General features: G+C 70.6%; 26 protein-coding genes. 15 read left to right on the forward strand and 11 right to left on the reverse strand.

The features are described from left to right. Positions 1-176: 176 nt before the first annotated feature. The gene (locus tag ASG52_RS07000; protein ID WP_156383827.1) at positions 177-1,310 is read right to left on the reverse strand and encodes an AI-2E family transporter; all 1,134 of its coding nucleotides are present in this window, start codon (positions 1,308-1,310) and stop codon (positions 177-179) included. 35 nt (positions 1,311-1,345) lie between these two features. Then, positions 1,346-1,801, reverse strand: coding sequence for a molybdenum cofactor biosynthesis protein MoaE (locus tag ASG52_RS07005; protein ID WP_056240921.1), 456 nt, complete (start codon positions 1,799-1,801; stop codon positions 1,346-1,348). Positions 1,802-1,940: 139 nt separating this feature from the next. Here ASG52_RS07005 and ASG52_RS07010 point away from each other — a divergent pair, with 139 nt between their 5' ends. Continuing rightward, entirely contained in the window at positions 1,941-2,963 is a 1,023-nt protein-coding gene (locus ASG52_RS07010; RefSeq protein ID WP_056240924.1) for a gamma carbonic anhydrase family protein, read from the forward strand. A gap of 162 nt (positions 2,964-3,125) precedes the next feature. On the opposite strand, the gene ASG52_RS07015 is transcribed toward ASG52_RS07010, so the two are convergent. Both ASG52_RS07015 and ASG52_RS07020 read right to left on the reverse strand, forming a co-directional pair. Continuing rightward, positions 3,126-3,812 (reverse strand): DsbA family protein, encoded by a 687-nt coding sequence (locus ASG52_RS07015; RefSeq protein ID WP_056240926.1) that lies wholly within the window; start codon positions 3,810-3,812, stop codon positions 3,126-3,128. Positions 3,813-3,938: 126 nt separating this feature from the next. Then, positions 3,939-7,355: an acyl-[ACP]--phospholipid O-acyltransferase gene (locus tag ASG52_RS07020; RefSeq protein WP_056240928.1), complete on the reverse strand. Its 3,417-nt coding sequence runs from the start codon at positions 7,353-7,355 to the stop codon at positions 3,939-3,941. 337 nt (positions 7,356-7,692) lie between these two features. Between ASG52_RS07020 and ASG52_RS07025 the strand changes: the two genes are divergently transcribed. The 4 genes from ASG52_RS07025 to hisG all read left to right on the forward strand — a co-directional run bounded on the left by ASG52_RS07025 (position 7,693) and on the right by hisG (position 11,553). Continuing rightward, positions 7,693-8,322, forward strand: coding sequence for a TetR/AcrR family transcriptional regulator (locus tag ASG52_RS07025; RefSeq protein WP_056240930.1), 630 nt, complete (start codon positions 7,693-7,695; stop codon positions 8,320-8,322). Between the two features lie 117 nt (positions 8,323-8,439). Further along, the gene (locus ASG52_RS07030) at positions 8,440-9,327 is read left to right on the forward strand and encodes a TIGR01459 family HAD-type hydrolase (RefSeq protein ID WP_056240932.1); all 888 of its coding nucleotides are present in this window, start codon (positions 8,440-8,442) and stop codon (positions 9,325-9,327) included. A 109-nt stretch (positions 9,328-9,436) separates the two neighbouring features. Next, positions 9,437-10,579 (forward strand): ATP phosphoribosyltransferase regulatory subunit, encoded by a 1,143-nt coding sequence (locus ASG52_RS07035; RefSeq protein WP_056240935.1) that lies wholly within the window; start codon positions 9,437-9,439, stop codon positions 10,577-10,579. Beyond that, complete coding sequence (hisG, locus tag ASG52_RS07040) at positions 10,576-11,553, forward strand: ATP phosphoribosyltransferase (protein ID WP_056240936.1); 978 nt, start codon at positions 10,576-10,578, stop codon at positions 11,551-11,553. The genes ASG52_RS07035 and hisG overlap by 4 nt, the downstream gene beginning before the upstream one ends. Positions 11,554-11,709: 156 nt before the next feature. On the opposite strand, the gene ASG52_RS07045 is transcribed toward hisG, so the two are convergent. The 4 genes from ASG52_RS07045 to hemE all read right to left on the reverse strand — a co-directional run bounded on the left by ASG52_RS07045 (position 11,710) and on the right by hemE (position 14,088). Further along, entirely contained in the window at positions 11,710-12,048 is a 339-nt protein-coding gene (locus ASG52_RS07045) for a lysozyme inhibitor LprI family protein (RefSeq protein WP_056240939.1), read from the reverse strand. A gap of 96 nt (positions 12,049-12,144) precedes the next feature. Then, the gene (gene hemJ / locus ASG52_RS07050) at positions 12,145-12,585 is read right to left on the reverse strand and encodes a protoporphyrinogen oxidase HemJ (protein WP_082552410.1); all 441 of its coding nucleotides are present in this window, start codon (positions 12,583-12,585) and stop codon (positions 12,145-12,147) included. Beyond that, a complete protein-coding gene (locus ASG52_RS07055; RefSeq protein ID WP_056240941.1) occupies positions 12,578-13,024 on the reverse strand; it encodes an NUDIX hydrolase in 447 nt (148 codons plus the stop codon). The genes hemJ and ASG52_RS07055 overlap by 8 nt, the downstream gene beginning before the upstream one ends. Then, positions 13,021-14,088: a uroporphyrinogen decarboxylase gene (gene hemE, locus ASG52_RS07060; protein WP_056240944.1), complete on the reverse strand. Its 1,068-nt coding sequence runs from the start codon at positions 14,086-14,088 to the stop codon at positions 13,021-13,023. Before hemE ends, ASG52_RS07055 begins: the two co-directional genes overlap by 4 nt. A gap of 763 nt (positions 14,089-14,851) precedes the next feature. Between hemE and ASG52_RS07065 the strand changes: the two genes are divergently transcribed. Genes ASG52_RS07065 through coaE form a run of 6 tightly spaced genes read left to right on the forward strand, consistent with a single transcriptional unit; the run spans position 14,852 to position 19,847 of the window. Continuing rightward, the gene (locus tag ASG52_RS07065) at positions 14,852-15,682 is read left to right on the forward strand and encodes a pyruvate, water dikinase regulatory protein (protein WP_056240945.1); all 831 of its coding nucleotides are present in this window, start codon (positions 14,852-14,854) and stop codon (positions 15,680-15,682) included. Beyond that, positions 15,682-16,815 carry a glycosyltransferase family 61 protein gene (locus ASG52_RS07070; RefSeq protein ID WP_056240948.1) on the forward strand — a complete coding sequence of 378 codons (1,134 nt, stop codon included), beginning with the start codon at positions 15,682-15,684 and terminating at the stop codon, positions 16,813-16,815. The genes ASG52_RS07065 and ASG52_RS07070 overlap by 1 nt, the downstream gene beginning before the upstream one ends. Before the next feature lie 11 nt (positions 16,816-16,826). Further along, complete coding sequence (locus ASG52_RS07075; protein ID WP_056240952.1) at positions 16,827-17,441, forward strand: Maf family protein; 615 nt, start codon at positions 16,827-16,829, stop codon at positions 17,439-17,441. Positions 17,442-17,455: 14 nt separating this feature from the next. Further along, positions 17,456-18,406 (forward strand): cation diffusion facilitator family transporter, encoded by a 951-nt coding sequence (locus ASG52_RS07080; protein ID WP_056240954.1) that lies wholly within the window; start codon positions 17,456-17,458, stop codon positions 18,404-18,406. Next, entirely contained in the window at positions 18,403-19,239 is an 837-nt protein-coding gene (locus tag ASG52_RS07085) for a shikimate dehydrogenase (RefSeq protein WP_056240956.1), read from the forward strand. Before ASG52_RS07080 ends, ASG52_RS07085 begins: the two co-directional genes overlap by 4 nt. After that, positions 19,236-19,847: a dephospho-CoA kinase gene (gene coaE / locus ASG52_RS07090; RefSeq protein WP_056240959.1), complete on the forward strand. Its 612-nt coding sequence runs from the start codon at positions 19,236-19,238 to the stop codon at positions 19,845-19,847. Before ASG52_RS07085 ends, coaE begins: the two co-directional genes overlap by 4 nt. 3 nt (positions 19,848-19,850) lie before the next feature. On the opposite strand, the gene ASG52_RS07095 is transcribed toward coaE, so the two are convergent. Next, the gene (locus ASG52_RS07095; protein WP_056240961.1) at positions 19,851-20,921 is read right to left on the reverse strand and encodes a GSCFA domain-containing protein; all 1,071 of its coding nucleotides are present in this window, start codon (positions 20,919-20,921) and stop codon (positions 19,851-19,853) included. Continuing rightward, complete coding sequence (locus tag ASG52_RS07100; protein WP_056240964.1) at positions 20,918-21,781, reverse strand: WcbI family polysaccharide biosynthesis putative acetyltransferase; 864 nt, start codon at positions 21,779-21,781, stop codon at positions 20,918-20,920. Before ASG52_RS07100 ends, ASG52_RS07095 begins: the two co-directional genes overlap by 4 nt. A 131-nt stretch (positions 21,782-21,912) precedes the next feature. On the opposite strand from ASG52_RS07100, the gene ASG52_RS07105 reads away from it, so the two are divergent. From ASG52_RS07105 to ASG52_RS07120, 4 genes are all read left to right on the forward strand, one after another. Further along, positions 21,913-23,247 (forward strand): leucine-rich repeat-containing protein kinase family protein, encoded by a 1,335-nt coding sequence (locus tag ASG52_RS07105; protein ID WP_056240965.1) that lies wholly within the window; start codon positions 21,913-21,915, stop codon positions 23,245-23,247. Between the two features lie 53 nt (positions 23,248-23,300). Beyond that, positions 23,301-24,023, forward strand: a complete 723-nt coding sequence (gene dnaQ / locus ASG52_RS07110; RefSeq protein ID WP_056240968.1) for a DNA polymerase III subunit epsilon — start codon at positions 23,301-23,303, stop codon at positions 24,021-24,023. 104 nt (positions 24,024-24,127) lie between these two features. Continuing rightward, positions 24,128-24,580, forward strand: a complete 453-nt coding sequence (locus ASG52_RS07115; protein ID WP_502691033.1) for a ribbon-helix-helix domain-containing protein — start codon at positions 24,128-24,130, stop codon at positions 24,578-24,580. A 71-nt stretch (positions 24,581-24,651) separates the two neighbouring features. Next, positions 24,652-25,866 carry an extracellular catalytic domain type 1 short-chain-length polyhydroxyalkanoate depolymerase gene (locus ASG52_RS07120; RefSeq protein WP_056240971.1) on the forward strand — a complete coding sequence of 405 codons (1,215 nt, stop codon included), beginning with the start codon at positions 24,652-24,654 and terminating at the stop codon, positions 25,864-25,866. A gap of 4 nt (positions 25,867-25,870) precedes the next feature. On the opposite strand, the gene ASG52_RS07125 is transcribed toward ASG52_RS07120, so the two are convergent. Next, positions 25,871-26,665, reverse strand: coding sequence for a 4'-phosphopantetheinyl transferase family protein (locus tag ASG52_RS07125; RefSeq protein WP_156383828.1), 795 nt, complete (start codon positions 26,663-26,665; stop codon positions 25,871-25,873). Positions 26,666-26,750 lie beyond the last annotated feature (85 nt).

A 26,750-nucleotide genomic window follows, 5' to 3' on the forward strand; every position in this document is an offset into this window, starting at 1 on the left:
TCTCCAAACGTTTCTTGTGTGCCGATTGCTTCGGCATCACTGGTCACGCCAGCGGTGCGGGCACGGTTCGACAGTCGAACCACGCCCGCGTCTCAAGCGCGGCCGCGCACAGTGGTGCAACGTGTGGCTTTTTCGGGGCTGGCGCGGCAACCGCGTCGGCGCGAAATCCGGAGGCGTCAGTCCTCGCCGGGCGCGTCCTCAATGTAGAGTTCCTCCAGCAGAACCTTGATGACGGCCACCAGCGGCAGGGCCAGCGCCACGCCCCACAGGCCGAACAGCACGCCGAGCAGAAGCTGGCCGGCGAAGATCGTCGCCGCCGGCAGGTCGAGGGCGCGACGCTGGATGAACGGCGTGAGGCCGTAGCTCTCCGCCGCCTGCACCGCGAGGTAGACGCCGGTGGCGCCGAGCGCGCCGTTGAGGCCGGAGGCGAGGCTGCTCAGCACGATGATGGCGCCCGCGATCATCGGGCCGAGGGTCGGCACGAAGGCCAAGAGTCCCGCCTGGAGCCCAAGGATCAGCGCCCCGCCGATGCCGAGGAAGGACAGGCCCGCCCAAGTCAGCAAAAAAATCGCCGCCATGGTGAGGAGCTGGCCGAACAGCCAGTGCCGCAGGGTCTCGCCCGATCCGTCGAGGACGCGGGCGCCCTTGTCGCGGTGGCGCGCCGGCACGAGGCGGAGCGCCCCGTCGCGGTAGCCCTTCGGATCGGCCGCGATGGCGATGCCGAGGAAGGCGATGACGAGGACGTTGCCGAGCGCGTTGAACAGCCCGAACACCACGGTCGCCGCCGGCCCGAGCACGCTGCCGGCATCCGACAGGAGCGAGCCGGGGCTCTTCAAGGCGCCCGAGGCGAGGCCGGCGAGGCCGCCCTGCTTCGGTCCCTTGTTCTGCCCGTCGTCGTCGCCCTTGTCTTCCGCCGGCTTCGGAGCGGATGTCTCCGGCCCCTGCGAAAAGTCGAGCTCGATGCCGTGGTCCTTGAGCCAGGTCCGCACCGTCTCGGATTGCTGGCGCACGGTGGTGCCGAGGTCGCGTGCCTGGGTCGTCACCGTGGCGCCGCCGAAGGCGACGAGCGCCAGCGAAAGCGCGCCGAGCGCCAGCGTCGCGATGGTCAGCCGCAAGGCGCGCGGCAGCGGCAGCACGTATCCGAGGCCGCGGGTCAGCCCGTCGAGAAAGACGGCGAACAGGATGCCGGAAAAAATCAGCAGCAGCGTCGCCGAGGCGGTCCAGGCGAGCCAGAGCGCGGCGGCGAAGCTGACCACGGCGATGCCGGCGGCCGTGAGCCGCCGCGGCCCGATGGAGGAGGTTGTGCTCATCGGGCTGTTTTCGCTTTCGATTGTGGTGTGGGGCATCAGGCCCAGGCTTCGGCCGCAGCCTCGTCGGCCTGGGTCGCCTCGACCCAGCCGCCGGTGGCGCCGTCGGCGAGGTGCTCGCGCTTCCAGAACGGGGCGCGGGTCTTGAGGTAGTCCATCAGGAAGTCGGCCGCCCCGAAGGCGGCCTTTCGGTGGGGCGAGGCGGTGATCACGAGCACGATGCCCTCGCCCGGCCGCACGAGGCCGTGGCGGTGGATCACCCGCACGGCCTGGACCGGCCAGCGCGCGCGCGCTTCCTCGACCACCCGGCCGATCTCGGCCTCGGCCATGCCGGGGTAATGTTCGAGTTCGAGTGCGGCGAGCCGCCCGCCCTCGTCGCGGCAAAGGCCGGAAAAGGTCACGACGGCGCCGGCGCGCCCCATCAGCGCCGCCTCGACGCGGGCGATCTCGGCGGCGGTGTCGAACGGCTCGGACTGGATGCTGACCGGATTCATCGCACTCGTTCGATAAGACTTCGCCGGGAGTCCGTAACGGGGCGAGGGTCTCGACTTACCCCATCGCCCCGTGCGCCTATATGGCCCATTCGAGCCCGCGCGCCACGGCGCGCCGGCCCCGCCAGATGACGAGCCGCCCGTGACGCCCGACCTGATCCTGCCCTATCACGGCGTCCTGCCGGTCTTCGCCTCGCGTCCCGTCTGGTGCGGGCGCGGCAGCACCGTGATCGGCACCGCGACGCTGGGGGCCCAGGCGTGGCTCGGCGACGACAGCGTGATCCGCAGCGACGGGCAGGTCATCACTGCGGGCGAGCGCCTGTGGCTCGGGGCCCGCTCCACCGTCCACATCGCCACCGAATCGACCCCGACCCATATCGGCGACCGGGTCACGGTCGGCCGCAACGCGGTGGTGCATGCCTGCACCGTCGGCTCGGACGTGGTGATCGAGGACGACGCGATCATCCTCGACGGCGCCACCGTGGGCGACGGCGTGCTGATCGAGGCCGGCGCCACGATCTTTCCGCGTTCCACGTTGGAGGGCGGCTTCGCCTATGGCGGCAACCCGGCCAAGCAGTTGCGCCCGGTGACGCTCGAAGAAATCGCCGAGCGGGCCGAGCGCCTGCGCGAGGCCGCCGACGAGCGCCCGGCCGGGCCGGAGCCGCTGGCGCCGGAGGTGGAGGAGAGCGTGTTCGTGGCCCGCACGGCCCGGCTCTCCGGCCGCATCGCGCTGGGTGCGGGCGTCACCGTGCTGTTCTCCTGCGAACTCGCGGCGGAAGTCGGCCCGATCGTGATCGGCGCCGACACCAACATCCAAGACAACACCGTGATCCGCACCCGCGGCGAGGGCGTGGTCATCGGCCGCGACACCACCATCGGCCACAACGTCCGCATGGCCGACTGCCGCATCGGCGCGCGCAGCCTCATCGGCATCGGCTCGGTGCTGGCGCCCGGCACGGTGGTCGCCGACGACGTGATGCTGGCCGGCGGCTCGACCACCGATCCGGGCCAGTTGTTGGAAGGCGGCCACCTCTGGGGCGGGCGCCCGGCGCGCATCCTCGGGACGCTCGATCCGAAGAAGCGGGCGCTGATGGCCCACATCGTCGAGGGCTATTGCCGGCACGGGCGGGAGTACCGGGCGTTGCAGGCCGAGAGCGAAGGGTAAGGGCCCGCTTTGTCCTATGCCTCCCCTCATCCTGAGTTGCTGAGCGTCAGCTCGGCCTCGAAGGAGGAGGGCTCCAGTTCGCGCGCGATCCGCTGGAGCCCTCCTTCGAGGCCGCTCCGCGGCACCTCAGGATGAGGGGTTCGGGTGGGACGGAGGGCAGCCCTACCCGCACGCGATCTGATCGCACCGCCGCACCGCCGCGATCATGCGCGCCAGCGACTTCACACCCGGATGCCCCAACATGCCGGTGTTGCCGAGCACGTAGGAGGGCGTCGCGGTCAGCCCGAGATTGGCCGCGAGGTTCATGTGAGCGCGCAGCGCCAGGCGCACCTCCTCGCTGTCGGCGATCTCCTCGAGTTCCGCGCGGGAGACGCCGGTCTTGGTGCCAATGTCGAGGGCCTTGAGGCCGTCGATCTGGCCCTTGGTGGCGAGCAGTTGGCCGTAGAAGGCGAAGGCCGCGGCCGAGCCGAGCTTGCGCTGGACCGCGAGCGAGACCTTTGCGGCTTGGGCCGACATCGGCGAGAGGATCGGGTTGTGGACGAGGCCGATGCGCAAGGCCGGGTCGGTCCCTGAGAGCGCGGTGACGTCGGCGGCGGCCTTTCGGCACCAGGGGCAGTTGTAATCGAAGAACTCGTAGAGCGTGACCTCGGCGTCGCGCGGGCCGACATAGGTGACGCCGCGCAGTTCCTGGATCTGGCCAGTGATCTCGCCGGGCAGCCGCATGTTGGCGACCGGCCGGCCCTCGTCGTTCTCGACCTTGAAGAACTGGCCGTAGCTCTGCGCGGCGGCAGGCCCCGCAACGGCGAAGCCGAGCGAAGCGGCGAGGAGGCGGCGGCGGTCGAGGCTCATGGCGCGAAACCCTGTCGGCGCGGCCGGCGACGACCGCTCGCTGCGCGCCTTATCGACCGAGCATGGTTGAAATTCGGCTTAAAGATCCCGCCCGCCGCCCTCGGAAAGCGGGCAGGGCGCCGAACCTCACGCCGCCTCGGCGGTCGCCGCCCGTTCCTTGGCGAGCTTGCCCACGCTTACCTGATCGACCTTGCCGGTGCCGAGCATCGGCAGCTGCTCCAGCACCACCACCTCGGCCGGCACCGCGAGGTCGGAGGCGCCGCGGCTCTTGGCGAAGGTCTGGTAGGCGGCGCGGGTGGCGCCCTTCGCTTGCGTGAACAGGATCAGGCGCTCGCCCTTGCGGGCGTCCGCCACGGCGGCGACCGCGCTCGGGGCGTCGGGCCAGAGTTCGGCGGCGAGCGCCTCGACGCCCGCGAGCGAGACCATCTCGCCCGCGATCTTGGCGAAGCGCTTGGCCCGGCCCTTGATCGTCACGAAGCCCTCGGTGTCGAGGGCGACGATGTCGCCGGTGTCGTGCCAGCCGTCGGCGGGAGGCTCCAGCACGCCGGGTCTGTCGGCCTTGAGATAACCCAACATGATGTTGGGGCCGCGCACCGAGAGGCGTCCGCCCTCGTCGATGCCGGGCACCGGCTCGAGCCGCGCCTCGATGCCGGGCAGGAGCCGACCCACCGTGCCGAAGCGGTTGAACATCGGCGTGTTGAGCGCCAGCACCGGCCCGCACTCGGTGACGCCGTAGCCCTCCAGAATGCGCAGGCCGAACTTTTCCGCCCAGGTCTTGCGCGTCGTCTGCTTCACCGGCTCGGCGCCGGCCACTACGTAGCGCAGCGAGCGCAGGTCGTAGGAATGGGCCATCTTGGCGTAGCCGGTGAGGAAGGTGTCGGTGCCGAACAGGACGGTGGCGTTCGAGCCGTAGATGAGCTCGGGCACGATCCGGTAATGCAGCGGCGAGGGGTAGAGGTAGACCGGCACGCCGGAGACCAGAGGCAGCACCAGCCCCGCCGTCAGCCCGAAGGCGTGGAACACGGGCAGCACGTTGAACACCTTGTCGCGCGGCCCGAAATCGATGCGGGCGGCGACCTGGGCGGTGTTGGCGAGCATCGCCCGGTTGGCCAGCACCACGCCCTTCGGTGTGCCCTCGCTGCCTGAGGTGAACAGAATCGCGGCCGGGTCTTCGCCCCGACGCGACACCAGCGGACGGCGGGGACTCAGGAACCCCTTGAGCTTGTCGGCCGTACCGACGCTCCCGCGCACGTCCTCCAGATAGATGAGCCGGACGTTCTCCTTGATCCCGTCGATCAGGGCGCCGAGGCGGCCCTTCTCGATGAAGGCGCGCGACGTCAGGATGGTGTCGACCTCCGCCGCCTTGCAGGCCGAGAGGACGGCGGCCGGGCCGGCGGAGAAGTTGATCATCGCCGGGACGCGGCCGGCGCTCGCCAGCGCGAAGAAGGTGACGGCCGCGCCGTTGGCGTTGGGCAGCATCAGCCCGACGGGCTTTTTGCTGTCCGGCAGCAGGGTCTGGAGTTTCCGGGCGAGGATGTTGGCGCCCATCACGAGGCGCGAATAGCTCATCGTGCCCGAGACCGGGTCTTCCAACGCCGTGCGCCGCCAGCCGTGATCGCGGCCCGCCTCGATCAGGGCTTCGAACACGCCGCGCTCGATGTCGGCGGTCTCGAACACAAGGTCCGACATGATGTCGTAGAGGGCGGCGCCCGCGGCGCGGCGGCGGTTCTTGCCCTTGAGGGCCGGGTCCACTTCCAGCCGCACCGGCGGCATGATCGTCACGGTGATCTTGGGCCACCACGCCCGGCGCACCTGATCGCGCTTGAGGCGTGAGAAGATGGTGCGCTCCGGGCCGTCGATCTTCACCGGCACCACCATGGCGCCGGACTTGTCGGCGATCAGCCCGGCCCCGTCATAGACCTTCATCAGGCTGCCGGTGACGGTGAGCCGGCCCTCGGGGAAGATGATCAGCGTCTCGCCGGATTTGACCGCGTTGATCAGCGTGCGGGTGGCGAGCGGCCGGGTCGGGTCGAGCGGCATCGCCTTGGCGACGCTGAGGAACGGCTTCACCCACCAGCGCTGGGCGATGCCGTGATCGATGGCGAAGACCGGGTCCTGATCGAGCAGCGAGAGCGCCAGCGGCGCGTCGAGGAAGGAGACGTGGTTGAGCGCCACGATGGCGTTCGGGCCGGCCCGCTCGACGTTCTCCAGCCCCTTCACCTCCAGGCGATAGACCGCGCGGAACAGGATCGAGAGCGCATCGCGCAACGGGTTCGTCGGCAGGGTCTTCAGGATGACGGCGCCGACGATCAGGTTGAGCACCGCCACGAGCGCCAGGAGCTGCGCCATCGACAGGCCGGCGGCCTGGAGCGCGGCGAGCGCCAGGGTGCCGCCGACCATGAAGGCGGCGGTGAGCACGTTGACCGCGCCGATGACGCGGGCGCGCTTGGCCTTCTCGGTCCAGGCCTGCACCGCCGCGAAGGACGGCACGACGTAGAGGCCGCCCGCGGTGGCGAGCCCGAAGAAGTCGATGGCGATGCGCAGGCCCGATGCACTGGTGATGAAGTCCCAGGCCCCGACCGGCACGTCTCCGTGCGGCGGCACGTGCGAGACCGCCCAGGCGAGATCGAGCCCGAACAGACCCATCAGCACGGCGCCGACGGGGGTCGGCAGCAGGACGATGCGGCCGCTGGCGAGCCAGGAGGCCAGCCCCGAGCCGACCGCGATGCCGACCGAGAAGATCGCGAGCAGGGTCGTCGCGACGATCTCGGTGCCGTTGAGCGTCTGGCGCACCAGCGTCGGCAGCAGCGAGAGGACGACGACGCCCACCAGCCAGAACCAGCTGACGATGACCGAACCGCGCCACAGCCGCGTGTCGGCCCACAGATCCTTGAGGAGATCGGCGGTGGAACGGGCGATGTTGGGATCGACCCTGAGATCGGGCGCGCCCTCGCCGGTCTTCGGGATCGCGCGGGCCGAGAGCCAGCACAGGACCGCCATGCCCATCAGCCCGGCGCCCAAGCCCAGCGCGTGGCCGCCCATCGCCATGGCGAGCCCCGCCGTGATGGTGCCCAGCAGGATGGCGAGGAAGGTCGCGGCCTCGACCAGCGCGTTGCCCGCGGTCAGTTCCTCGCGCTTCAGGTGGTCGGGCAGGATGCCGTACTTGATCGGCCCGAACAGCGCCGCGATGATCCCGAACAGGCCGAGCGCGCCGAACAGCATCGGCACCGAGTGCAGCCAGAAGCCCAGCACCGAGAGCAGGGCCGCAAAAATTTCCGCGAATTTCAGGCGCTTGGCGAGCAGCGCCTTGTCGTAGCGGTCGGCGAGCTGCCCGCCGAGGCCCGACAGGATGAAGAACGGGCCGACGAACACGGCGCTCGCCAGCGTCACCAGCACGCTGCCGCTCTCCCCGCTCTCGGCGTTCACCTGGAACAGGATCAGCAGCGCGAGCGCGTTCTTGAGGAAGTTGTCGTTGAACGCGGAGAAGAACTGGCACCAGAACAGCGGCGCGAAGCGCCGCGTCGTCATCAGCGTGCGGAACATCGTGGTCTCCCGGCTTGCGGCATGACTGCCCGCCGACGGGCGGTGCGTCAAATCCTGCCTTTGCACGGTGTTCAAATTATCCACGAGACATCGGCCCGCAAGGTTGATTTTGCACGGTGTGCAATCTAACGCGGCGAAGCGTGCGAGCCCGCACGCTTCTTTTCGGACTTCCCACCCACACCCCTCATCCTGAGGTGCCGCAGCGTAGCGGAGGCCTCGAAGGAGGGCTCCAGCCGGCCGCGCGACTTCTGGAGCCCTCCTTCGAGGCCGCTTCGCGGCACCTCAGGATGAGGGGAATGGGTGGGACGGGCCTTGCCGACGAGCCGTCTCGACCAGAATGCAGGATCAACCGGCAACCTCCCCCCGCAAGAAGCCGGCCCGCAGCAGCGGCCCGAGGGGGGAGCACGACCGCAACAGTTTCGTCGCGCTGGTGGCAGGCGCCGCCGAGAGCCTCGTGCGCCACGAAGGGTTTCGCGCGCTCGGGATGCGGCGGCTCGCCGGCGCCATCGGCTACGCGCCGAACTCGATCTACAACGCGGTCGGCGACCTCGATCAGGTGGTGCTGCGGGTCAACGCCCGCACGCTGGAGCGCCTGCACGGGGCGCTGGCGGCCGCCACCGATCTGAGCCGGCCCCCGCGGGACAACGCCCTGGCGCTGGCGGACGCCTATCTCTTGTTCGTGGCCGCCGACCCGCGCGTGTGGAGCCTGCTGTTCGAGCATCTGGCCGCGCCCGACCAGCCGTTTCCGGACTGGTACGCGGCGGCTTTGGCGCGCCCGGTCGGCCTCGTCGATGCCGCGCTGGCACCGCTGATCGCCGACGCGGCCGAGCGGCGCCGGGCGGTCGCGGCGTTGTGGGCGGCGCTCCACGGGCTCGCCTCGCTCTCGACCTCGGGCAAGCTCGCCGTGCTGACACCGGACGCGCCGCGGGACTTGGCGCAGCTGCTGGTGGGGCGGTTTTTGGGATAGGCGCGCCGGTCGATGCCCTTCCCCTTCGCGGGAGAGGGATCTGCAGCGGCGGTCTTCAGGACAGCCGGAAGACGGGTATAGAGCCCGCAACACGGCCGCCCGCACGGATTTTCCTTCATGACCCATCCCCCCGTCCCGACGCTCCATCACTTCGAGGCGGTGGCCGAGCGCTACGACTTGATCCTCTGCGATGTCTGGGGTGTGCTGCATGACGGGCGCTACGCCCACGTTGCGGCAGGCGAGGCGCTGATCCGGTTCCGCAACCTGCCGGGGCCGCGGACCCGGCGGGTGATCCTGGTCTCGAACGCGCCGCGCCCCTGGCCGGGCGTGCAGAAGATTCTCGACGGCTACGGCGTGCCGCGGGAGGCCTACGACGCGATCCTGACCTCCGGCGACCTGACCCGGCGGCTGATCGCCGAGCATCCCGGCGAGCGGGTGCATCACCTGGGGCCGGAGCGCGACGCGCCGATCTTCGAGGGGCTCGACCTGACGCTGGTGCCGGGCGAGGACGCGCAGCGCGTGGTCTGCACCGGCCTGTTCGATGATTACACCGAGACCGCCGAGGATTACCGCGACACCCTGGCCGCGTTTCGCGAAAAGAACGTGCCGATGATCTGCGCCAACCCCGATCTCGTGGTCGAGCGCGACAAGAAGCTGATCCCCTGCGCCGGCCTGATCGCCCAGGCCTACGAGGCCATCGGCGGCGAGGTGGTCTATGCCGGCAAGCCGTACCGGCCGGTCTACGAGACGGCGCTCAAGATGGCTGGCGAACTCGACGGCGGCTCGGAGCCCGCCATCGCCCGCACGGTCGCGGTGGGCGATGCGATCCGCACCGACATCGCGGGTGCGGCCGCCTACGGCATCCCCTCGATCCTGGTGGCGCGGGGCATCCACGCGGAAGAACTCGGCGTCACGGCCGACCACCACAGCCTCGGCGACATCGCCGATTGGCTCGGCCGACAGCCGGCGCGGCCCGATGCCGTGATCGAGCGACTGGTGTGGTAGCCGCCGTTATCCCTGCGTACTCAAAAGGCCATCCCCAAATCCTTCCACAGGTCGCCAACAGGGCGGGCGGTTGCTATGGGGGCCGGGATCCAAGCGGGACCCAAAACCCATGACGAGACCGGAGGCAGGCGGACCCAGCGGGGCGGAAGCCGTGCGGCACGAGCGGCTGCGGGCGCATTTCGCGGCCTGCGGCTACGTGCCAGCCTCGCCGCCGGTGCTGCAGCCGGTGGAGCCGTTCCTCGAACTCTCAGGGGAAGACATCCGCCGACGCATCTTCGTGACCCAGGACTCAGGTGGGGCCGAACTCTGCCTGCGGCCGGAATTCACGATTCCGGTCTGCCGCCTGCATCAGGCGACGCGGCCGGGCGAGGCCGCCGATTACAGCTATCTCGGCCCCGTCTTTCGCCTCGCCGCGGGCGAGCCCGACGAGTTCGTCCAGGGCGGCATCGAGTCGATCGGGCGCACCGACACGCCCGCCGCCGACGCCGAGGTGATCGGGCTGGCTATCGAAGGCCTCGATCTGCTGGGCCGCACGAACACGGCCGTGCGGCTGGGCGACATGGGCCTGACCCACGCCTTCCTCGACGCGCTCGCCGTGCCGCCCGTCGCCAAGCGCCGGACGCTCAGGGCCATCGCGGCGGGGCGCTCGCTCGAAGAGGTCGTCAACAGCGCCCAGACCGAGGACCCGCATGCGGGCCTGCTCGCCGCGATCCAGGGCCAGGATGCGGGTGCCGTGCGCGGCTTCGTCGAGGACGTGCTGTCGATCGCCGGCATCTCGCAGGTCGGCGGGCGCAGCGCGGGCGCCATCGCCGAGCGCTTTCTGGCGCGTGCCGCCGCGCAGGCGCAGGGCGGAGCCGGGCTCAATCCAGGGAACCGCGACCTGATCGAGCGCTACTGCGCGATCACCGGCGATCCCGACACTGCTGCGGCCTCGGTGCGGGCGCTCGCCCAGGAGGCGGGGCTGGAGCACGCCGGGTTGGAGGCCGCGCTCGCCCTGTTCGAGGAGCGCACCGGTTTCATGGCGGCGCGCGGCCTGCCGATCGAGCGGTTCCGCTTCTCCGGCGGCTTCGCGCGCAATCTCGATTACTACACCGGCTTCATCTTCGAGGTGACCGCGGAGAGCGGTGGCCCGACGCTCGTCGGCGGCGGGCGCTACGACGGCCTGTTGCAGCAACTCGGCAGCCCCGTGGCGCTGCCGGCGGTCGGCTGCGCCTTCTGGCTGTCCCGGTGCGCTGAGGGAGCGTCTGTATGAGCGATCAGCCCCTGGTGCTGGCCGTGCCCTCCAAGGGCCGGCTTCAGGAGAATGCCAGCGCCTTCTTCTCCCGCGCGGGCCTCCGGCTCGTGCAGAAGGCGGGCGGGCGCGAGTATCGCGGGACGCTGGCCGGCGTGCCCGGCGTCGAGGTGCGCTACCTCTCGGCCTCCGAGATCGCCGGCCAGCTCGCCAGCGGCGCGGCCCATCTCGGCGTCACCGGCGAGGACCTGATCCGCGAGACGCTGCCCGATCCGTCGGCGAGCGTCGAACTGCTGACGCCGCTCGGCTTCGGCCATGCCAGCGTCGTCGTGGCGGTGCCCCAGGCCTGGATCGATGTCCGCGCCATGAGCGACCTCGACGAGGTGGCGAGCGAAATGCGCCTGCGCCAGGGCCGGCGGCTGCGCATCGCCACCAAATACGTCAACCTGACCCGCCGCTTCTTCGCCGAGGCCGGCATCGCCGATTACCGCATCGTCGAGAGCCTGGGCGCCACCGAGGGCGCGCCCGCGTCCGGCTCGGCGGAGATCATCGTCGACATCACCACCACCGGCACGACGCTGGCCGCCAACGCGCTGAAGATCCTCGACGACGGGGTGATGCTGCGCTCGGAGGCCAATCTGGTCGCCTCGCTGAAGGCGCAGTGGGGCGAGACCGCCCGCGGGGCGCTGCGCACGGTCCTCGGCCGCATCGCCGCGGAGGAGCGCGCCCGTACGACGCGGGAGGTGCGCGCGGGCCTGCCCGAATCCGGCGCCATCGATCTCGCCTCCATCGCCGCTCTGCACGAGGCCGAACTGCCCTACGGGGCGCCGCGCGGCCCGGACGGCGAGATCGTGCTGCGCTGCCCGGCGGACGGGGTGTTCGACCTCTCCGACGCCCTGGTGCAGGCCGGGGCGCGGGCGGTGACCGTGCGGCGGATCGATTACGCGTTCCAGGCGGAGAACCCGCTGGCGGAGCGGCTGCTGGCGCGTCTCTGACGGCTTTTTCGTCCTCCCCCCTCATCCTGAGGTGCCCGCGCAAGCGGGCCTCGAAGGAGGGCTCCAGCTCGCTCAGCGATCCCTGGAACCCTCCTTCGAGGCTTCGCCTTCGGCTCAGGATGAGGGCTTTGGGTGGGAGGGTGCCGCGCGTCGGCGCTACTGTCCGCCCTGCTTGGCGAACTCCGACAGCACACTGCGAAGTATCTTCAGCCGGCTCTCGTAGGCCGCGGTCAGGCACGCCACGTCCGCCCCGCAGGCGCGGCGGTCGGTGAGCCACGTCTCCTGATCCTCCTGCATCTTGGTGCGGTTGCCCATCGGCAGCAGGTCTTTGAGGATGTCGAAGCGCACGCCCATCTCGACATCGAGATCGTTGAGGGCGCGGGTGTCGCAGACCGCGCGCTCGTCCGGCGTCTCGGCCTTGGCGCAGGGGAAGCTCGCGGCGCAGGCCGGGCCGGCCGCACAGCTCAGCATCAGGGCGAGGATCGGCGCGCGCATGGAAGAACTCTCCTGGTGGCGAACGGCCACGCTTGAGTCGTCAACACGCGAACGGCCCGGCAGTGCCGCCGGGCCGGACGATTCAAGCGCGAAGGCCTATGACCACGGCTTCACGATCGCCAGGATGACGATGCCGATCATCAGCACCGTCGGCACCTCGTTGATGATCCGGTAGAAGCGCTGGCTGCGGGTGTTGCGGTCGGCGGCGAAGTCCTTGACCGCCCGGGCGAGGAAGCCGTGGGCGCCGCTCATGGCGATCACCAGGGCGAACTTCGCCTGCAGCCAGGGCGCGGCGTAGTAGCCGCTGGCCCAGGCCAGCCACAGGCCGAGCCCCCAGGTGACGATCAGGGCCGGCGTCATGATCGCCTTGAGGAGCCGGCGCTCCATGACCTTGAAGGTCTCGGACTGCACCCGCGAGCCAGCCGGCAGGCCGGCGTGATAGACGAACAGCCGCGGCAGGTAGAGCATCGCGGCCATCCAGGCGATCACCGCCACGACGTGGAAGGCCTTGATCCAGAGGTACAGGCTGTCAGACACCGGGTGAGGAACTCCGCGACGGGGACGCCGCGCGCAGGCGCGGCAGAAGCTCTTGGCAAAGGAGTGGCGCGAGCGGCAGCGCCGGATCGTCCACCGCGTCGAGGGCGAGCCAGCGAGTCTCCTCGATCTCCGCGCCACAGACCGGGTCGAGGCCCGGTGCCGCCGCCTGCCGGTAGACGACCGCCTCGACGACGTGGCCGGGCTCGTTGGCGGCCTCCGCCTCGAACCGGCCGAGGCAGATCGCGCTCGCCGGATCGAAGGTCAGGCCCAGTTCCTCCCGCAATTCGCGGGCGAGGCAGGCCGCGTCGCTCTCAAAACCCTCGAACTTGCCGCCGGGCAGCATGAAGCGGGCGCTGCCGCGCTTGCGTACCAGCAGCAGCGCCGCGCCCCTGTCGTCCTGCCGCACCAGAGCCAGAGCGGCAACGCGGATGCGGCTCACCGGCCGGCCCTGAGCCGGGCGAGCATCCGCTCGACATGGGCGACCGGCGTCTGCGGGGTGATGCCGTGGCCGAGGTTGAAGATGTGCGGCAGGCCCGCCGTCGCCGCCAGGATCGCGTCCACCTCGGCGTCGAGCTTTTCTCCGCCCTCGATCAGCGTCTCGGGATGCAGGTTGCCTTGCGTCACGGTGGTGGCGGGGATGCGCTGGCGGAGCGCGGCGAGATCCACGCCCCAATCGACGCCGACCGCGTCGGCCCCGGTCTCCGGCACGACGCGGGCGTGCCCGTCGAGCCCCGAGCCGCGGGCGAACACGATGATCTTCGCGTTCGGCACCTGCGCCCGGATGCCCGAAATCATGCGGGCGATGGGGCCGAGGGAGAACCGCTTGAGGGCGTCGCCGTCGGCGGAATCCGGCAGCACGCCGGCATGGGATTCGAAAATCTGCACCGCGTCCACTCCGGCGCGGAACTGGCGCACGAGGTACTCGGTCTGGACCGTGACCAGCCGGTCGAGCAGCGCGTCGAGCAGGGCCGGGTCGGAAGCGGCCAGCGCGCGGGCCGGGGCGAGGTCGGGCGTGCCGCGCCCGCCGATCATGTAGCTCGCCACGGTCCAGGGCGCGCCGCAGAAGCCGAGCAGCGTCGTCTCGTGGGGGAGCGCCCCGCGGATGCGCTCCACCGCCTCGAAGACCGGCGCGAGGTGGGTGAAGATCGCGGGGTCGCCGGCCTCGCGCAGACGCTCGAACTCGGCACGTCCTTCGAGCGCGTCGAGGCGTGGCCCCTCGCCTTCGACGAAGCGCACGTCCTGACCGAGCGCGTGGGGCACCACGAGGATGTCGGAGAACAGGATCGAGGCCTCGAAGCCGAAGCGGCGGATCGGCTGGAGCGTCACCTCGGTGGCGAAGGCCGGATTGTAGCAGAGATCGAGGAAGGAGCCGGCTTCCGCCCGCGTCGCCCGGTATTCCGGGAGGTAGCGCCCGGCCTGGCGCATCATCCAGGCGGGGGGCGGGGTGATCGCCTCGCCCCCGAGCACGCGCAGCACCGGCCTGTCCATCGTCGCGTCCGCCATGCCGTCTCCCGCCCCGCTCGGTCGCCTTGGTCGGGTGCCGGCGAGGTCGCGACCGCGCCGTCCCCAACCCGGCCCCTCTTAAAGAAAGAGAGATTCTAGACTCTCTGTTTTTTCTCTTGGACGTTGGATCGTGATGCCGCAAGCGCGTCCACAGGCCCTCCCCACAGCCGCGGCGTTAATCGGCTCTTAACGGATTGGGTCTAATCTCTTGGATAGGCCAAGCTTGCCATGGGCTTGCGAGCCCGAGCGTGCCCGCCTTCGGCCGACGGTCCCGGATTCTCCCATCGGGCCGAATCCCGCAAGCCGTGCCGGACGCGGTGTTGAGGGCGGAGTCGATAAGATCGGCACCGCTTCCCCGCCGACCCGCTCGGGAGCCGGTTTATCCCCATCCATCGACTCCCGCCGGGCGGGCTGGGGATGACGGGGTGGTTCGGACTCCGCAAACCGCTCGAAACACTGACGTTTTCCGCCACCTTCGTCGCCCCGGCAGCCCCCGTAGCCGTCCTTCCGGGGCGCGAAGCGAACCTGGAACCCACCCGTGATGCGCGGCATCGCACGGCGTCGCGGCCGGTCGTGGATCCCGGGTTCCGCTGCGCGGCCCCGGAATGACGGTGGCAGGGAGATCGTCAGGCTTCGGACCCCCGTAAGGAGCCCCTTCGTAGCGGCCCGGCTTCCCTGCGGGCGCGCGCCCCTCTAAGCATCGCTGAGGCGGGCGGCCTTGCGGCGGCCCGGATTGCGTCATCGAAAGCCGATCTTTCCGACGATGAGCCGCAGCTACTTCCATCTCCACCTCGTCTCGGATTCCACCGGCGAGACCCTGATCAATGTCGGGCGCGCCGCGGCCGTGCAGTACGAGGGCATCTCGGCGATCGAGCACGTCTATCCGCTGGTGCGCTCCGGGCCGCAGCTCGAACGGGTGATCTCCGAGATCAAGGCGGCGCCCGGCCTCGTGCTCTACACGCTGGTGGGTCACGAGCTGACCGAGCGCCTGGAGGAGGCCTGCCGCGAGACCGGCTCGCCGACGCTCAACGTGCTCCAGCCGGTCCACGCATTGCTGCGCTCCTATCTCGGCGCGACCTCGACCGAGCGGCCCGGCGCCCAGCACATGCTCAACGCCGAGTACTTCAAGCGCATCGACGCGATGAACTTCACGCTCGCCCACGACGACGGCAACCTGCCCGACGATCTCGACGAGGCCGACGTGGTGCTGGTCGGCGTCAGCCGCACCTCGAAGACGCCGACCTCGATCTATCTGGCCAACCGCGGCCTCAAGACCGCGAACCTCCCGCTGGTGCCGTCGATGCCGCTGCCGCCGAGCTTCGACCGGGTGCGCAAGGCGCTGATCGTCGGCCTGATCGCCAGCCCCGAGCGCATCGTCCAGATCCGCCAGAACCGCCTGCTCAGCCTCAAGGCCGACGACAATTCCTCTTACGTCGATCGCGATGCCGTTACCGACGAGATCACCGCCTCGCGCCGGCTCTGCGCCAAGTACCGCTGGCCGACGATCGACGTGACCCGCCGCTCGATCGAGGAGACGGCCGCCGCGATCCTCGACCTCTACCGCGAGCACCGCCTGAAGTTCATCGCGACCTGATGCCGGTCCCCGACGAGACCGGCTTTACGGCCGGCGAGCTGAGCGACGCGGTGGCCGCCGGCCGCGGGCGCCGGACCGAGCTGAGCCCGTCCTTCCGCGACTGGATCCGCCCGCCGGACCTGATGGTCGGCGCGGTCCATCCCGAACTGATGCGGGTCTATTTCGAGCAGACCATCGTGCTCGGCACCACCCTCTTCACCCTGCCCGACGCCGAGGTGGTGGCCGAGGGCGTGATCTTCCTCGACGGCGCGGCGCAATACTGCAACCAGCTCAACACGTTCGCGGTCAGCCAGGAGGCCGGCTACCGGGCCCAGGCCGCCCGGCGTGCCACCTTGCGGCGGGTGGAGATCGCCGAGCCGGTCGTGCTGCTCGCAGGCACCGGGCACCAGATGTACGGCCACTGGCTGGTCGATTTCCTGCCCAAATTCTTCCTGCTCGACCGGGCCGGCCACGACATCACCCGGCTGCGCTACCTCCTGCCGACCGACACGCCGGACTTCGCCCGCGTCTGGCTCGGGCTGTTGGGAATCGGCGCCGACCGGATTTTTGCTTACGACCGCGAGCGCGACCGCCTCGCCTGCCGCGAACTCCTAGTGCCGACGACCCTGCGCTTTGCCGGCCGCGCCTCGCCGCTGATGCGCGAGGCCCGCCGCTTCCTCATGCGCCGGGTCTTTCCGCCGCCGCGCTGGCGACTCGGTCGCCGCCGGCCGCCGGCCGGCACCCGCCGCCTGCTGATCTCCCGCTCCGACAACGCCGACACCCGCAACCGCCGCACGCTGCGGGAGCGGGCCGAGTTGGAGGCGCGCGCGCTCGCCCGCGGCTACGAGATCGTGCGGCCGGAGCGGCTGAGCGTGCCCGAGCAGATCGCGCTGTTTCGCTCCGCCGAAACAATCGTCGGCGAATACGGCTCGGGGCTGCACGGCTCGCTGTTCGCGCCCTCGGGCGCGACCGTCGTGTCGCTGCGCGACAACGGCCTCGAACTCGGCTTCCTGCAAAGCTCGATCGACCACACGCTGGGACATGCCAGCGGCTACGTGTTCGGCACTGCCCGCGACGCGCAGGGGTTCTTCTCGGTGCCCCCGCCGGATATCGATCTCGCCTTCGACTGGATCGACGCGCGCGGTCTGAGGTGAAGGGTACTCCTTTGACTGTCACTTCTCCCTGGCGTCCGTCTGAACCGCTGATCCTCGCCTCGGGCAGCCGCACCCGCCGCGATCTGCTGGCGAGTGCCGGCCTGCCTGTCGAGGCGGTGCCGGCGGCGATCGACGAGCGTGCGGTGGAGACCGAGGCAGGCGACTTGTCACCCACGGCGCTCGCTCTCCATCTCGCCCGCGCCAAGGCGCGGGAGGTCGCGGCGCGCCATCCCGGCCGGGTCGTGGTCGGGGCCGATCAGGTGCTCGAATGCGACGGCGCGGTGCTGCACAAGCCCGCCGACCTCTCGGCGGCGGCGGGGCATCTCGCCCGGCTCCAGGGCCGGACCCACGCGCTGCATTCCGCCGTCGCGCTGGTGCGCGGCGCGAAGGAGGACGGCTTCGTCGAGACCGCGCGGCTGACGATGCGGCCCCTCGATGCGGCCGGGATCGAGGCCTATCTCGGACTGGCCGGCGCGGCCGTCACCACCTCGGTCGGTGCCTACCAGCTCGAGGCCCTGGGCATCCACCTGTTCGCGCGGATCGAGGGCGACCATTCGACCATTCTCGGCCTGCCGCTGTTGCCGCTGCTGGCGCGGCTGCGGGCGATGGGCCTGCTGACGTTCTGAGGACGGGAGCCGGCATGCACGAGCATTCGCACGATCACGCCGGCCATGATCACGACCATGGCCATAGCCACGATTCCGGCCACGCCCACACCCCAAAAAATTTCGGGCGGGCTTTTGCGGTCGGCATCGCGCTCAATGTCGGCTTCGTCGGGGTCGAGGCGGCCTACGGGGTCCTGTCGAACTCGATGGCGCTGGTGGCGGATGCCGGCCACAACCTCTCCGACGTGCTCGGGCTTGCCGCCGCGTGGCTCGCCGCGGTTCTGGTGAAGCGCACACCCACCGCCCGCTTCACCTATGGGCTACGCGGCTCCTCGATCCTCGCCGCCCTGTTCAACGCGGTGATGCTGCTGGTCGCCACCGGCGCGATCATCGCCGAGGCGGTCCAGCGCTTCCTCGAACCGGCCCCCGTGGCCGGCACGACCGTGATGGTGGTGGCCGGCATCGGCATCCTCATCAACGGCTTCACCGCGTGGCTGTTCGCCTCGGGCAGCCAGCACGACATCAACATCCGCGGTGCCTACCTGCATATGGCCGCCGACGCCGCGGTCTCGCTCGGCGTGGTGCTGGCCGGCCTCGCGATCCTGGCGACCGGCTACGACTGGATCGACCCGGTGGTGAGCCTCGCCATCGCCGCCCTCATCATCGTCTCGACCTGGGGCTTGCTCACCGAGAGCCTGCGCATGGCGCTCGCCGCCGTGCCGCCGCGGATCGACCCGCTCGCGGTGCGGGCCTGCCTGACCGGGCGCCCCGGCGTCGTCGGCCTGCACGACCTCCACATCTGGCCGATGAGCACCACCGAGGTCGCGCTCACCGCCCATCTCGTCGTGGCGGAGCCCCCCGCGGGCGATTTCCTGAAGGAGACCGCCGAGAGCTTGCGGGCGCTGTTCGGCATCCACCACGCCACCCTCCAGATCGAACTCCAGGGCCGCACCGCCTGCACCCTGGCCGAGGATTGCAGCGCATGAACCGGAAAGCCTTCGTCGTCGGGCATCCGATCACCCATTCCCGCTCGCCGCTGATTCACGGCCACTGGCTCGCCGAGCACGGCCTCGACGGGAGCTACGAGCGCGTCAGTGTGGCGCCGGAGGATTTCGAAGCGTTCTTCCGCGGCCTGCCCGAGTCCGGGTTTGCCGGCGGCAACGTCACGATCCCGCACAAGGAGGTGGCGTTCCGGCTCGCCGATTCCCTGACCGAGCGAGCGAAGGCGATCGGCGCCGTCAACACGCTGGTCGTTCAGGACGGCAGGGTCGTCGGCGACAACACCGACGGAATCGGCTTCATCGCCCATCTCGACCGCAGCCTCGGCGCGGATTGGCCGGAGCGCACGGGCCGCCGCGCCGTGGTGCTGGGCGCGGGCGGCGCGGCGCGTGCCGTCGTCGCCGGGCTGATCGAGCGGGGGCTGACGGTGGCGATTACCAACCGCAGCCCGGAGCGGGCGCAGGCGCTCGCCGCCCTCGATCCGGATCACGCGCGCGCCCTGCCCTGGGAAGACCTGCCGGCGGCGCTCCCCGAGACCGGGCTTCTGGTCAACACCACCTCGCTCGGCATGGCCGGCCACCCGCCCCTCGACATCGACCTCGCGCCGCTGCCGGCGCGAGCCGCGGTCTGCGACATCGTCTACGTCCCACTGGAGACGCCGCTGCTGGCCGCCGCGCGCGCGCGGGGCCTCGCGGCGGTCGATGGGCTCGGCATGCTGCTGCATCAGGCGGTGCCGGGTTTCGCCGCGTGGTTCGGTGTCCGCCCCGAGGTGACGCCGGCCTTGCGCGAAACAATCGTCGCGGATCTCGTGTCGAAATGAGCGAATCCGAAAAGAGACCGTTCGTGCTGGGCCTCACCGGCTCGATTGGCATGGGCAAGTCGGCCACCGCCGCGATGTTCTCCGCCCGCGGCGTTCCAGTTCATGACTCGGACGCGGCGGTCCACGCCCTCTACGGGCCGGGCGGCGCGGCGGCGCAGGCCATCGGCCAAGCATTTCCCGGCACGCTGACGCCGGAGGGCCGCGTCGATCGCCCGGCCCTGCGCGAGGCCGTGCTCGGCGACGCGGAAAAACTGCGACGGCTGGAGGCCATCGTCCATCCCCTCGTCGGCGCCGAGGCCCGCGCCTTCCTGGCCCGCCACGCGGGAGCCCCCCTCGTCGTCCTCGACATCCCGCTGCTGTTCGAGACCGGAGGACAGGCCCGCTGCGACGCGGTGCTCGTCGTCACCGCCCCACCGGAAGTCCAGCGCGCGCGCGTGCTGGCCCGCCCCGGCATGACGGAGGCCGCCCTCAACGCGATCCTCGCCAAGCAGATGTCGGATGCCGAGAAGCGGGCGCGGGCCGACCACGTGATCGACACGAGCCGGGGCTTCGAACGTGCCGAGGCCGAGGTGGAGGCGCTGATCGGGCAGTTGCGGAGACCGGCCTGACCGTCAGGCGCGCTGGACGTTGCCGCGCTGCATCGCCCGCTCGATCGCCTCCTCGTCGCAGACGACGTCGTCGCTCTCGAAGATCGTCGCGCCGAGATCGACCGGCGCCTCGCGCTCCTGCGACGGGGACACGAAATGGTCCTCGAACACCCGCATCACGTGATCGACGCCGAGCTTGGTCACCTGCCGCAGGTCGTCGGCGTAGTAGCGCCCGCAGGAGGCCGGCGAGGTGATGATCTCGAAGCTCGGGAAGTAGAACACGTCGTCGTAGCGCGCCCGCGCCTCGTCGGCGGCCACCCGCAGGACCGCCTTGCTGTAGACCGTCGATTCGAGCACGTGGCGCGGCTCGTAGGTCGCGGCGAGCGCCACCGGCGAGACCGTGAGCAGGATCTTGACGGACGGGTTGCGGCCCCGCACCCGCTCGATGAACGCGAACAGATCCTGCCGCACCTCGTCGAGGCCGAAATTCACGAATTCGTGCCGCGCGGGATCGAAGCTGCCGCCCGCCACGCCCGGCGCCAGGGGATAGACGCAGCCGTCGCGCTTCGAGCGCCAGCCCTCCGTCAGCCCCAGGGTGAAGACCAGCCAGTCGCTCTCCAGGAAGACCGCGCGCACGGCGGCCAGATGCGCCGCCTGCGCCGCACGCACCGCCTCGGGGCTCGCCAAGGGCTCCCGGTCGATCTGCGGCCGGAACGCATCGACGTATCCACCCTCGGGATGCGCCCACACGTCTTCCACCGGCTCCAGCGCCCCGAAGGCGCGGTCGAACAACTGCACCGCCTGCCGCACGGTGTAGACGTTGCCGTAGCGGGCGGAGAAGATGCCGTAATTGCCCGCCGCCCGCGCCGCCTCGTCGAGATGGTCGGGGGCGGCCTCCGGCACGAAGTAGTGCAGGCCGAGCTTCTGCACCCGCTTGCCGATATGCTGCGCGAAGCAGCTTCCCATGGTCGACACCTTGTCGGTCGCCCCGATGCGGCCGCTGCGGGTCACCGGATCGATCCGCCCCGGTGCCGGGGCCGACATCGCCTTCGACCAGAAGCAGTGGTCCGGGAGGTCGCGGTAGGGGTGGCTCATCTCTCGACCTCCGCGCGGAACGCCGCGTCTATCGACGGCACGAGGCGCCGGATGGCGCAATTGTCGGGGCTCAGCTGCTGCTCGGCATAGAGCTTGTAGAAGCGTGCGATGCAGTGCTCCAGGCTGTCGGAGACCACCGCGCCCTTGCTGATCCAGCGGTACTCGCTCGCAAGAGCGAAATAGTCGCCGATCTCCGGGTAGACCGGCCAAGTCGAGCCGCCGAGCGTGTCCTCGGTGTGGAGCGCGCGCTCCATGAAGCTGCGGTCGCCGGTAATCTTCACGGCGATCATCCGCGCGATCTGATCCAGCACGACCGTCTTGGGATGGTTGATCGTGTGCATGAACACGCCGTGCCGCTGGACGTGGCCGAAGAACAGGTTGAAGTTCATCCCGCACTCGTCGAAGCGGTTCTTGATCGAGGCCTTGTTCTGGTCCCAGATCTTGAAATAACCCAGTTTGGCGAACATCGCGCGGTTGAACAGGCCGCGCACTGCCTGCTCCGAGAGGCCGTGCAGGTAGCCCCAGGCGACGATCCGGGAATGGTAGTTCGGCGTGATCGTCGGGCCGCCATCGGTCCGCAGGAGATAGGTGAGATCGGGGTGGAAGCCGTGGAAGGCGATTGAGGGAAACGCGATGCGCTTGGGGCCCCGCCCGGGCTCTTCCTTCGGCCCCGGAAAGCCCTCGCTCGAGATCCAGTAATCGGCCTCGGCGACGACCGGCAGCCGCGCGTCGAGGCCGCGCTGGGTCGCGAACTCGCGGATGTGGATGCCGTATACGGTCGTGTCGGGGAAAAGCTGCTTTAACGCGCTGGCGACACCCGCGGTCTGACAATTACTTGTCAGAACGATGCTCGAAACCATCCTGTGCCCCGTGTACGATTGCTGGAACAGCCTGGATGCCGAATCCCCCGACGGGGTAGCAGACCCTCGCCAGGGTGCCAAGGCGACCCTCTTCCTGTTCTTTTTGTGGCCTCGATCGGCGCCGGACACCCATGGACGCTCCAACGGACCCGACCCTCCAGGCCCTGCGCCGCGGCGGCCTCGCCGGCGCCCGGACCTTGCGGCTGACAGGCCCGCTCGACGCCCTGCCGGAGGAGGTGTTCGGCCTTGCCGACAGCCTCGAACAGCTCGATCTCAGCGGCTGCGGGCTCACCGAACTGCCCAAAAATTTCGCGCGGCTGCGGCGGCTGCGGGTGCTGTTCTGCTCGGGCAACCGCTTCGAGCGATTGCCGCCGGTGCTCGGCGACTGTCCGGACCTCGCCCAGATCGGCTTTCGCGGCACGGGCCTGCGCGAGGTGCCGGGCGAGGCGCTGCCGCCGCGACTGCGCTGGCTCACGCTCACCGACAACCGGATCACGCATCTGCCCCACGCGCTGGGCGAGCGCCCGGAGCTGCAGAAGCTGATGCTCGCCGGCAACGCGCTGACCGCGCTGCCGACGACGCTTCAAGGCGCAAACAATCTCGAACTTGTGCGGCTCTCCGCCAACGCCTTCGCGGCGCTGCCGCCCTGGCTCTGCGATCTGCCGCGGCTCGCCTGGATCGCCTGGGCCGGCAATTCTTTTGAAAGTCAGGCGGCGCCGGCCCGCGCGCCCGACGTGCCGTGGGGGCAGGTGGAAGCCGGCCCCCTGCTCGGCGAGGGTGCCTCCGGCCGCATCGTTTCGGCGATCTGGCATCCTCCGACCGGGCCGGCCCAACCCGTCGCGGTGAAGCTGTTCAAGGGCGCCATGACGAGCGACGGCCTGCCCGAGCGCGAGATGGCCGCCTGTCTCGCCGCCGGCCGCCACCCGAACCTGACCGGCGCCCTGGGTCAGGTCGTCGATCACCCGGACGGCGCGCAGGGGCTGCTCATGCCGCTGCTGCCATCGGACTGGCGGGTTCTGGCCGGCCCGCCGAGCCTCGAGAGCTGCAGCCGCGACGTCTACGATCCGGCCCTGCGCTTGGCGCCCGACGTGGCCCTGCAGATCGCCCGCGACGTGGCGCGGGGCGCCGCCCATCTCCATGCAAGCGGCCTGCTGCACGGCGACCTCTACGCCCACAACACCCTGTGGGACGGCACCGCGGGCGAAGCGGTGCTGAGCGATTTCGGCGCCGCCTCCCGCCTGCCGCCCGGCGCGGCCAGCGCGGCGTGGCAGCGGATCGAGACCCGCGCCTTCGGCCTGCTGCTCGGCGAACTTTTCGATTGCTGTGCGAGCGAGCCCGAGGACATCGCCCGGCTGCGGGACTTGGAGCGGGCCTGCGTCCAGGCCGATGCCGCGGCCCGGCCGCTCATGGCCGAGGTGGTCGATACCCTGTCCGGGCTTACCGACAGGCTCCGTTCAGACGGGTAACCATTCCGGGTTAGGATCACCCAATCCTTATCCCGTCGGCCGAGTGCCAAAAAATGCTGCGCGAGATCGTCCTCGACACCGAGACCACCGGCACCGACGCCAAGGGCGGCGACCGGCTCATCGAGATCGGCTGCGTCGAGCTGATCAACCACGTCCAGACCGGTGCAGTCTTCCACAAGCTCGTCAATCCGCAGCGGGCGGTGTCCGAGGGGGCGTTCGCGGTCCACGGCATCTCGGACGCGATGCTCGCCGACAAGCCGGTCTTCGCCGACATCGTCGATGAGTTCGTCCGATTCTGCGGCGACGCCCGGCTGGTGATCCACAACGCGCCGTTCGACGTCGGCTTCCTCAACATGGAGTACGGCCGCCTCGGCCCCGCCGCCCCGAAGGCGATCGTGCTGGAAGAGGTGGTCGACACCCTGCTGATGGCGCGGCGCAAGCATCCGGGCGCGGCCAACAACCTCGATGCCCTATGCAACCGCTACGGCATCGACACCGCGCGCCGGGTCAAGCACGGGGCGCTGCTCGATGCGCAGATCCTCGCCGAGGTCTACGTCGAGCTGCTCGGCGGCAAGCAGACCAGCCTCGGCCTCAGCGTCGCCGAGCCGGTGGAGACGATCGCCCTCCTCGCCTCGTCCGATTCCGGGCCGGTCGGCCCGCGGCCGATGCGCTCGCGCCTGACCGACACGGAGCGCGAGCGGCACGCCGCCTTCGTCGTGACCTTGGGAACCAACGCGGTCTGGCGTGACTATCTCGGGGAGCCGGAGACGGCCTGACGTTACGATGTCGCACATTGCTGCGATGCAAAACGTTTCATCTTGCAGCGCAACATAATCGTCCCCATACCATCCCTGTGGATGGCGTCGGGATGGTCGGGATGATGGAAGCGCTTCAGGACGTAGGGCAAGTCGCACCGATCCGGATCGCGACGCGGCCAGGAACACGAATTGTCGACAGCGAGAAGATCACGGTCAATCTCGGCTACGTCGATCTCGGCCATGTCGATCTGCTCGTGTCCGAGGGCGCCTACGCCAACCGCAGCGACTTCATCCGCACGGCGGTGCGCAACCAGATCGAGCGCCACGCCGACATCACGCGCCAGTCCGTCGCCCGCAAGGCGGTCGAGATGGGCCTGCGGCATTACGGAAGGGCCGAGCTGGAAGCCGCGAGAGCGGCCGGCGTTGCCCTCGACATCCGGGTGCTCGGCCTCGCGGTGATCGCCGCCGACGTCTCCCCCGACCTCGCGCGGGCCAGCATCGCTTCCCTCGAAGTGCTCGGCAGCCTCCAGGCGAGCCCGGCCGTCAAGCGGGCGCTCGCCGACCGCCTGCGCTGATCCCTCCCCCTCCTCGTGAACCTCCGGCGCGTGCGCGCGCCCGTCGCCGACCCGGAAAGCGAGACTTATCGATGACCGATCAATCCTCCACCCTGATGGCCGACATGGCCGAGGCGAACCGGCTGACCCGGGCCGGACGGCTCAGCGAGGCCACCGCGCTGATCCAGCGCAGCCTCGGTGCCAACGGCATGGGGCCCGCGCGCCCCGCGCCCGCCGCCCCGAATGCGCCCCGGCTCGAAGGGCCGGCCGGCGCGGACGCGCCGCCTCCTGAGGCCGCGATCCCCGAGGGGCTGCGCGACGGCCTCGACCAGATGATGCGCAACCTGCGCAACCTCGCACCCGCACTGAAGGGCTTCGGGGGTGGCGAGACGCATGCACCGCAGCCCGGCGGCACCGCGACCGGGGACGGGCAGTTCGTCGAGCGCAGCTTCTCCAACGCGGCCGGCGCGCGGGACTACAAGCTGTTCGTCCCGAGCCCGCGGCCGGGCCCGCGCCCGCTCGTGATCATGCTGCACGGCTGCTCGCAATCGCCCGACGACTTCGCCGCCGGCACCCGCATGAACGAACTCGGCGAGGAGCTGGGCTTCTTCGTCGCCTATCCGCGCCAGTCGGGCCGGGCCAACGCCCAGCGCTGCTGGAACTGGTTCGAGCCGTCCGATCAGGGCCGCGAGATGGGCGAGACCGGCATCATCGCGGGCCTGGCCCGCGCCATCGCCACCGAGCACCCGATCGACCGCGCGCGCATCTACATCGCCGGCCTCTCGGCGGGCGGGGCTGCGGCGGCCAACATCGCCCGCGCCTACCCGGACCTGTTCGCCGCCGTCGGCGTGCATTCGGGCCTCGCGGCGGGCTGCGCCCGCGACCTGCCCTCCGCACTCTCGGCGATGCGGGTCGGCGCGCCGGGCTCCGAGGCGCCGGGCGGCGCGGCGGGCTTCGGCGCCGGCTCGGTCGCGCAATCGCTACGGGTGCCCACCATCGTCGTCCACGGCGAGGGCGACGGCACGGTGAGCCCACGCAACGCCGACGCGATCCTGGCTCAGGCCGGGGTCAACGGGCTGACGCCTCGGACCGAGCGCGGCAGCAGCGCCGGCCATTCCTATCAGCGCACCCGCTACGCCGACGAGGCCGGCCGGGTGCAGGTCGAGGCGTGGTCGATCCAGGGAGCGGGCCATGCCTGGGCCGGCGGCAGCCCGGCAGGCAGCTACACCGACCCGAACGGCCCGGACGCCTCGCGGGCGATGCTCGACTTCTTCCTCGGCCACAGCCTGCCGAGCCGCCGCGACTGATTTTCTAGTCCGGCCGCGCCTCGAGCGCGGCCGCTGCAGCGAGCGCCGCCCGCCACGCTGTCCAGTCCGCCGGTTCGAGCCCGACGGTCTTCGGCATCACCAGCGCAGCGGCGAGATCGCCGCCGACGAAGCTCAGGCCGCGATACTGCGCGAAGTTGGTAAATTCCGCCGACAGCCCGGCCGGATCGGGTTCGACGCTTCCCACCGCCAGCAATTCGAGCGGCACGGTGAGGCCGCAGCGCAGGGCCTTCGACAGCGCCTCCTTCAGGCACCACAGCCGCATCTGCCGCTCTGGCTCCGGCCCGTCGAGGCGGGCCGCCAAAAGCTGCTCGGCCCGCGGGCTCTGGTTCACGAGCAGCGGCACGGCATCGGTGCGCACCCGCTCCACGTCGATCCCCATCGGGCAGCCTTCCGGAAACGCCACCGCCAGCGCCACCGGGCCGGCATGGGACAGGCTGATGCCGAGATTGCGCACGCTTGTCCCCGACACCACCGGCTGCTCCAGCACGCCGGGCCGGACGGCCAGCGCCCGCGGATCGATCTCGGGATGGAGCCCGGCCAGCGCGCGCTTGGCCGCATAGCGCCCGACCAGCAGCCCGTGGCGGCGGCGCGCATGCAGCCGGTCGGTGACGAGCGCGACCTCGTCGGGATGCAGGAATTTTTTGGAATTCGCGTCGAGCCAGTCGAGGGGGGCTGCGGCGAGGGTAAGGCTCGCGCGCAGGGGCTCGCCCCGGCTGGTGAGAGGGAGGGGCAGGGTGTGGACGAAGGGGGCCGAGGGTTCGGCGGATTGTCCGGTCATGGGGCTGCCGGTTCCCCTCCCCCTTGCGGGGAGGGCCAGGGGTGGGGGTCGGGCCGGATGAGGCGCGAGCGGTGCCTTCTGCATC

It is taken from the genome of Methylobacterium sp. Leaf456 (genome assembly GCF_001425465.1).
Taxonomy (GTDB): Bacteria; Pseudomonadota; Alphaproteobacteria; order Rhizobiales; family Beijerinckiaceae; genus Methylobacterium.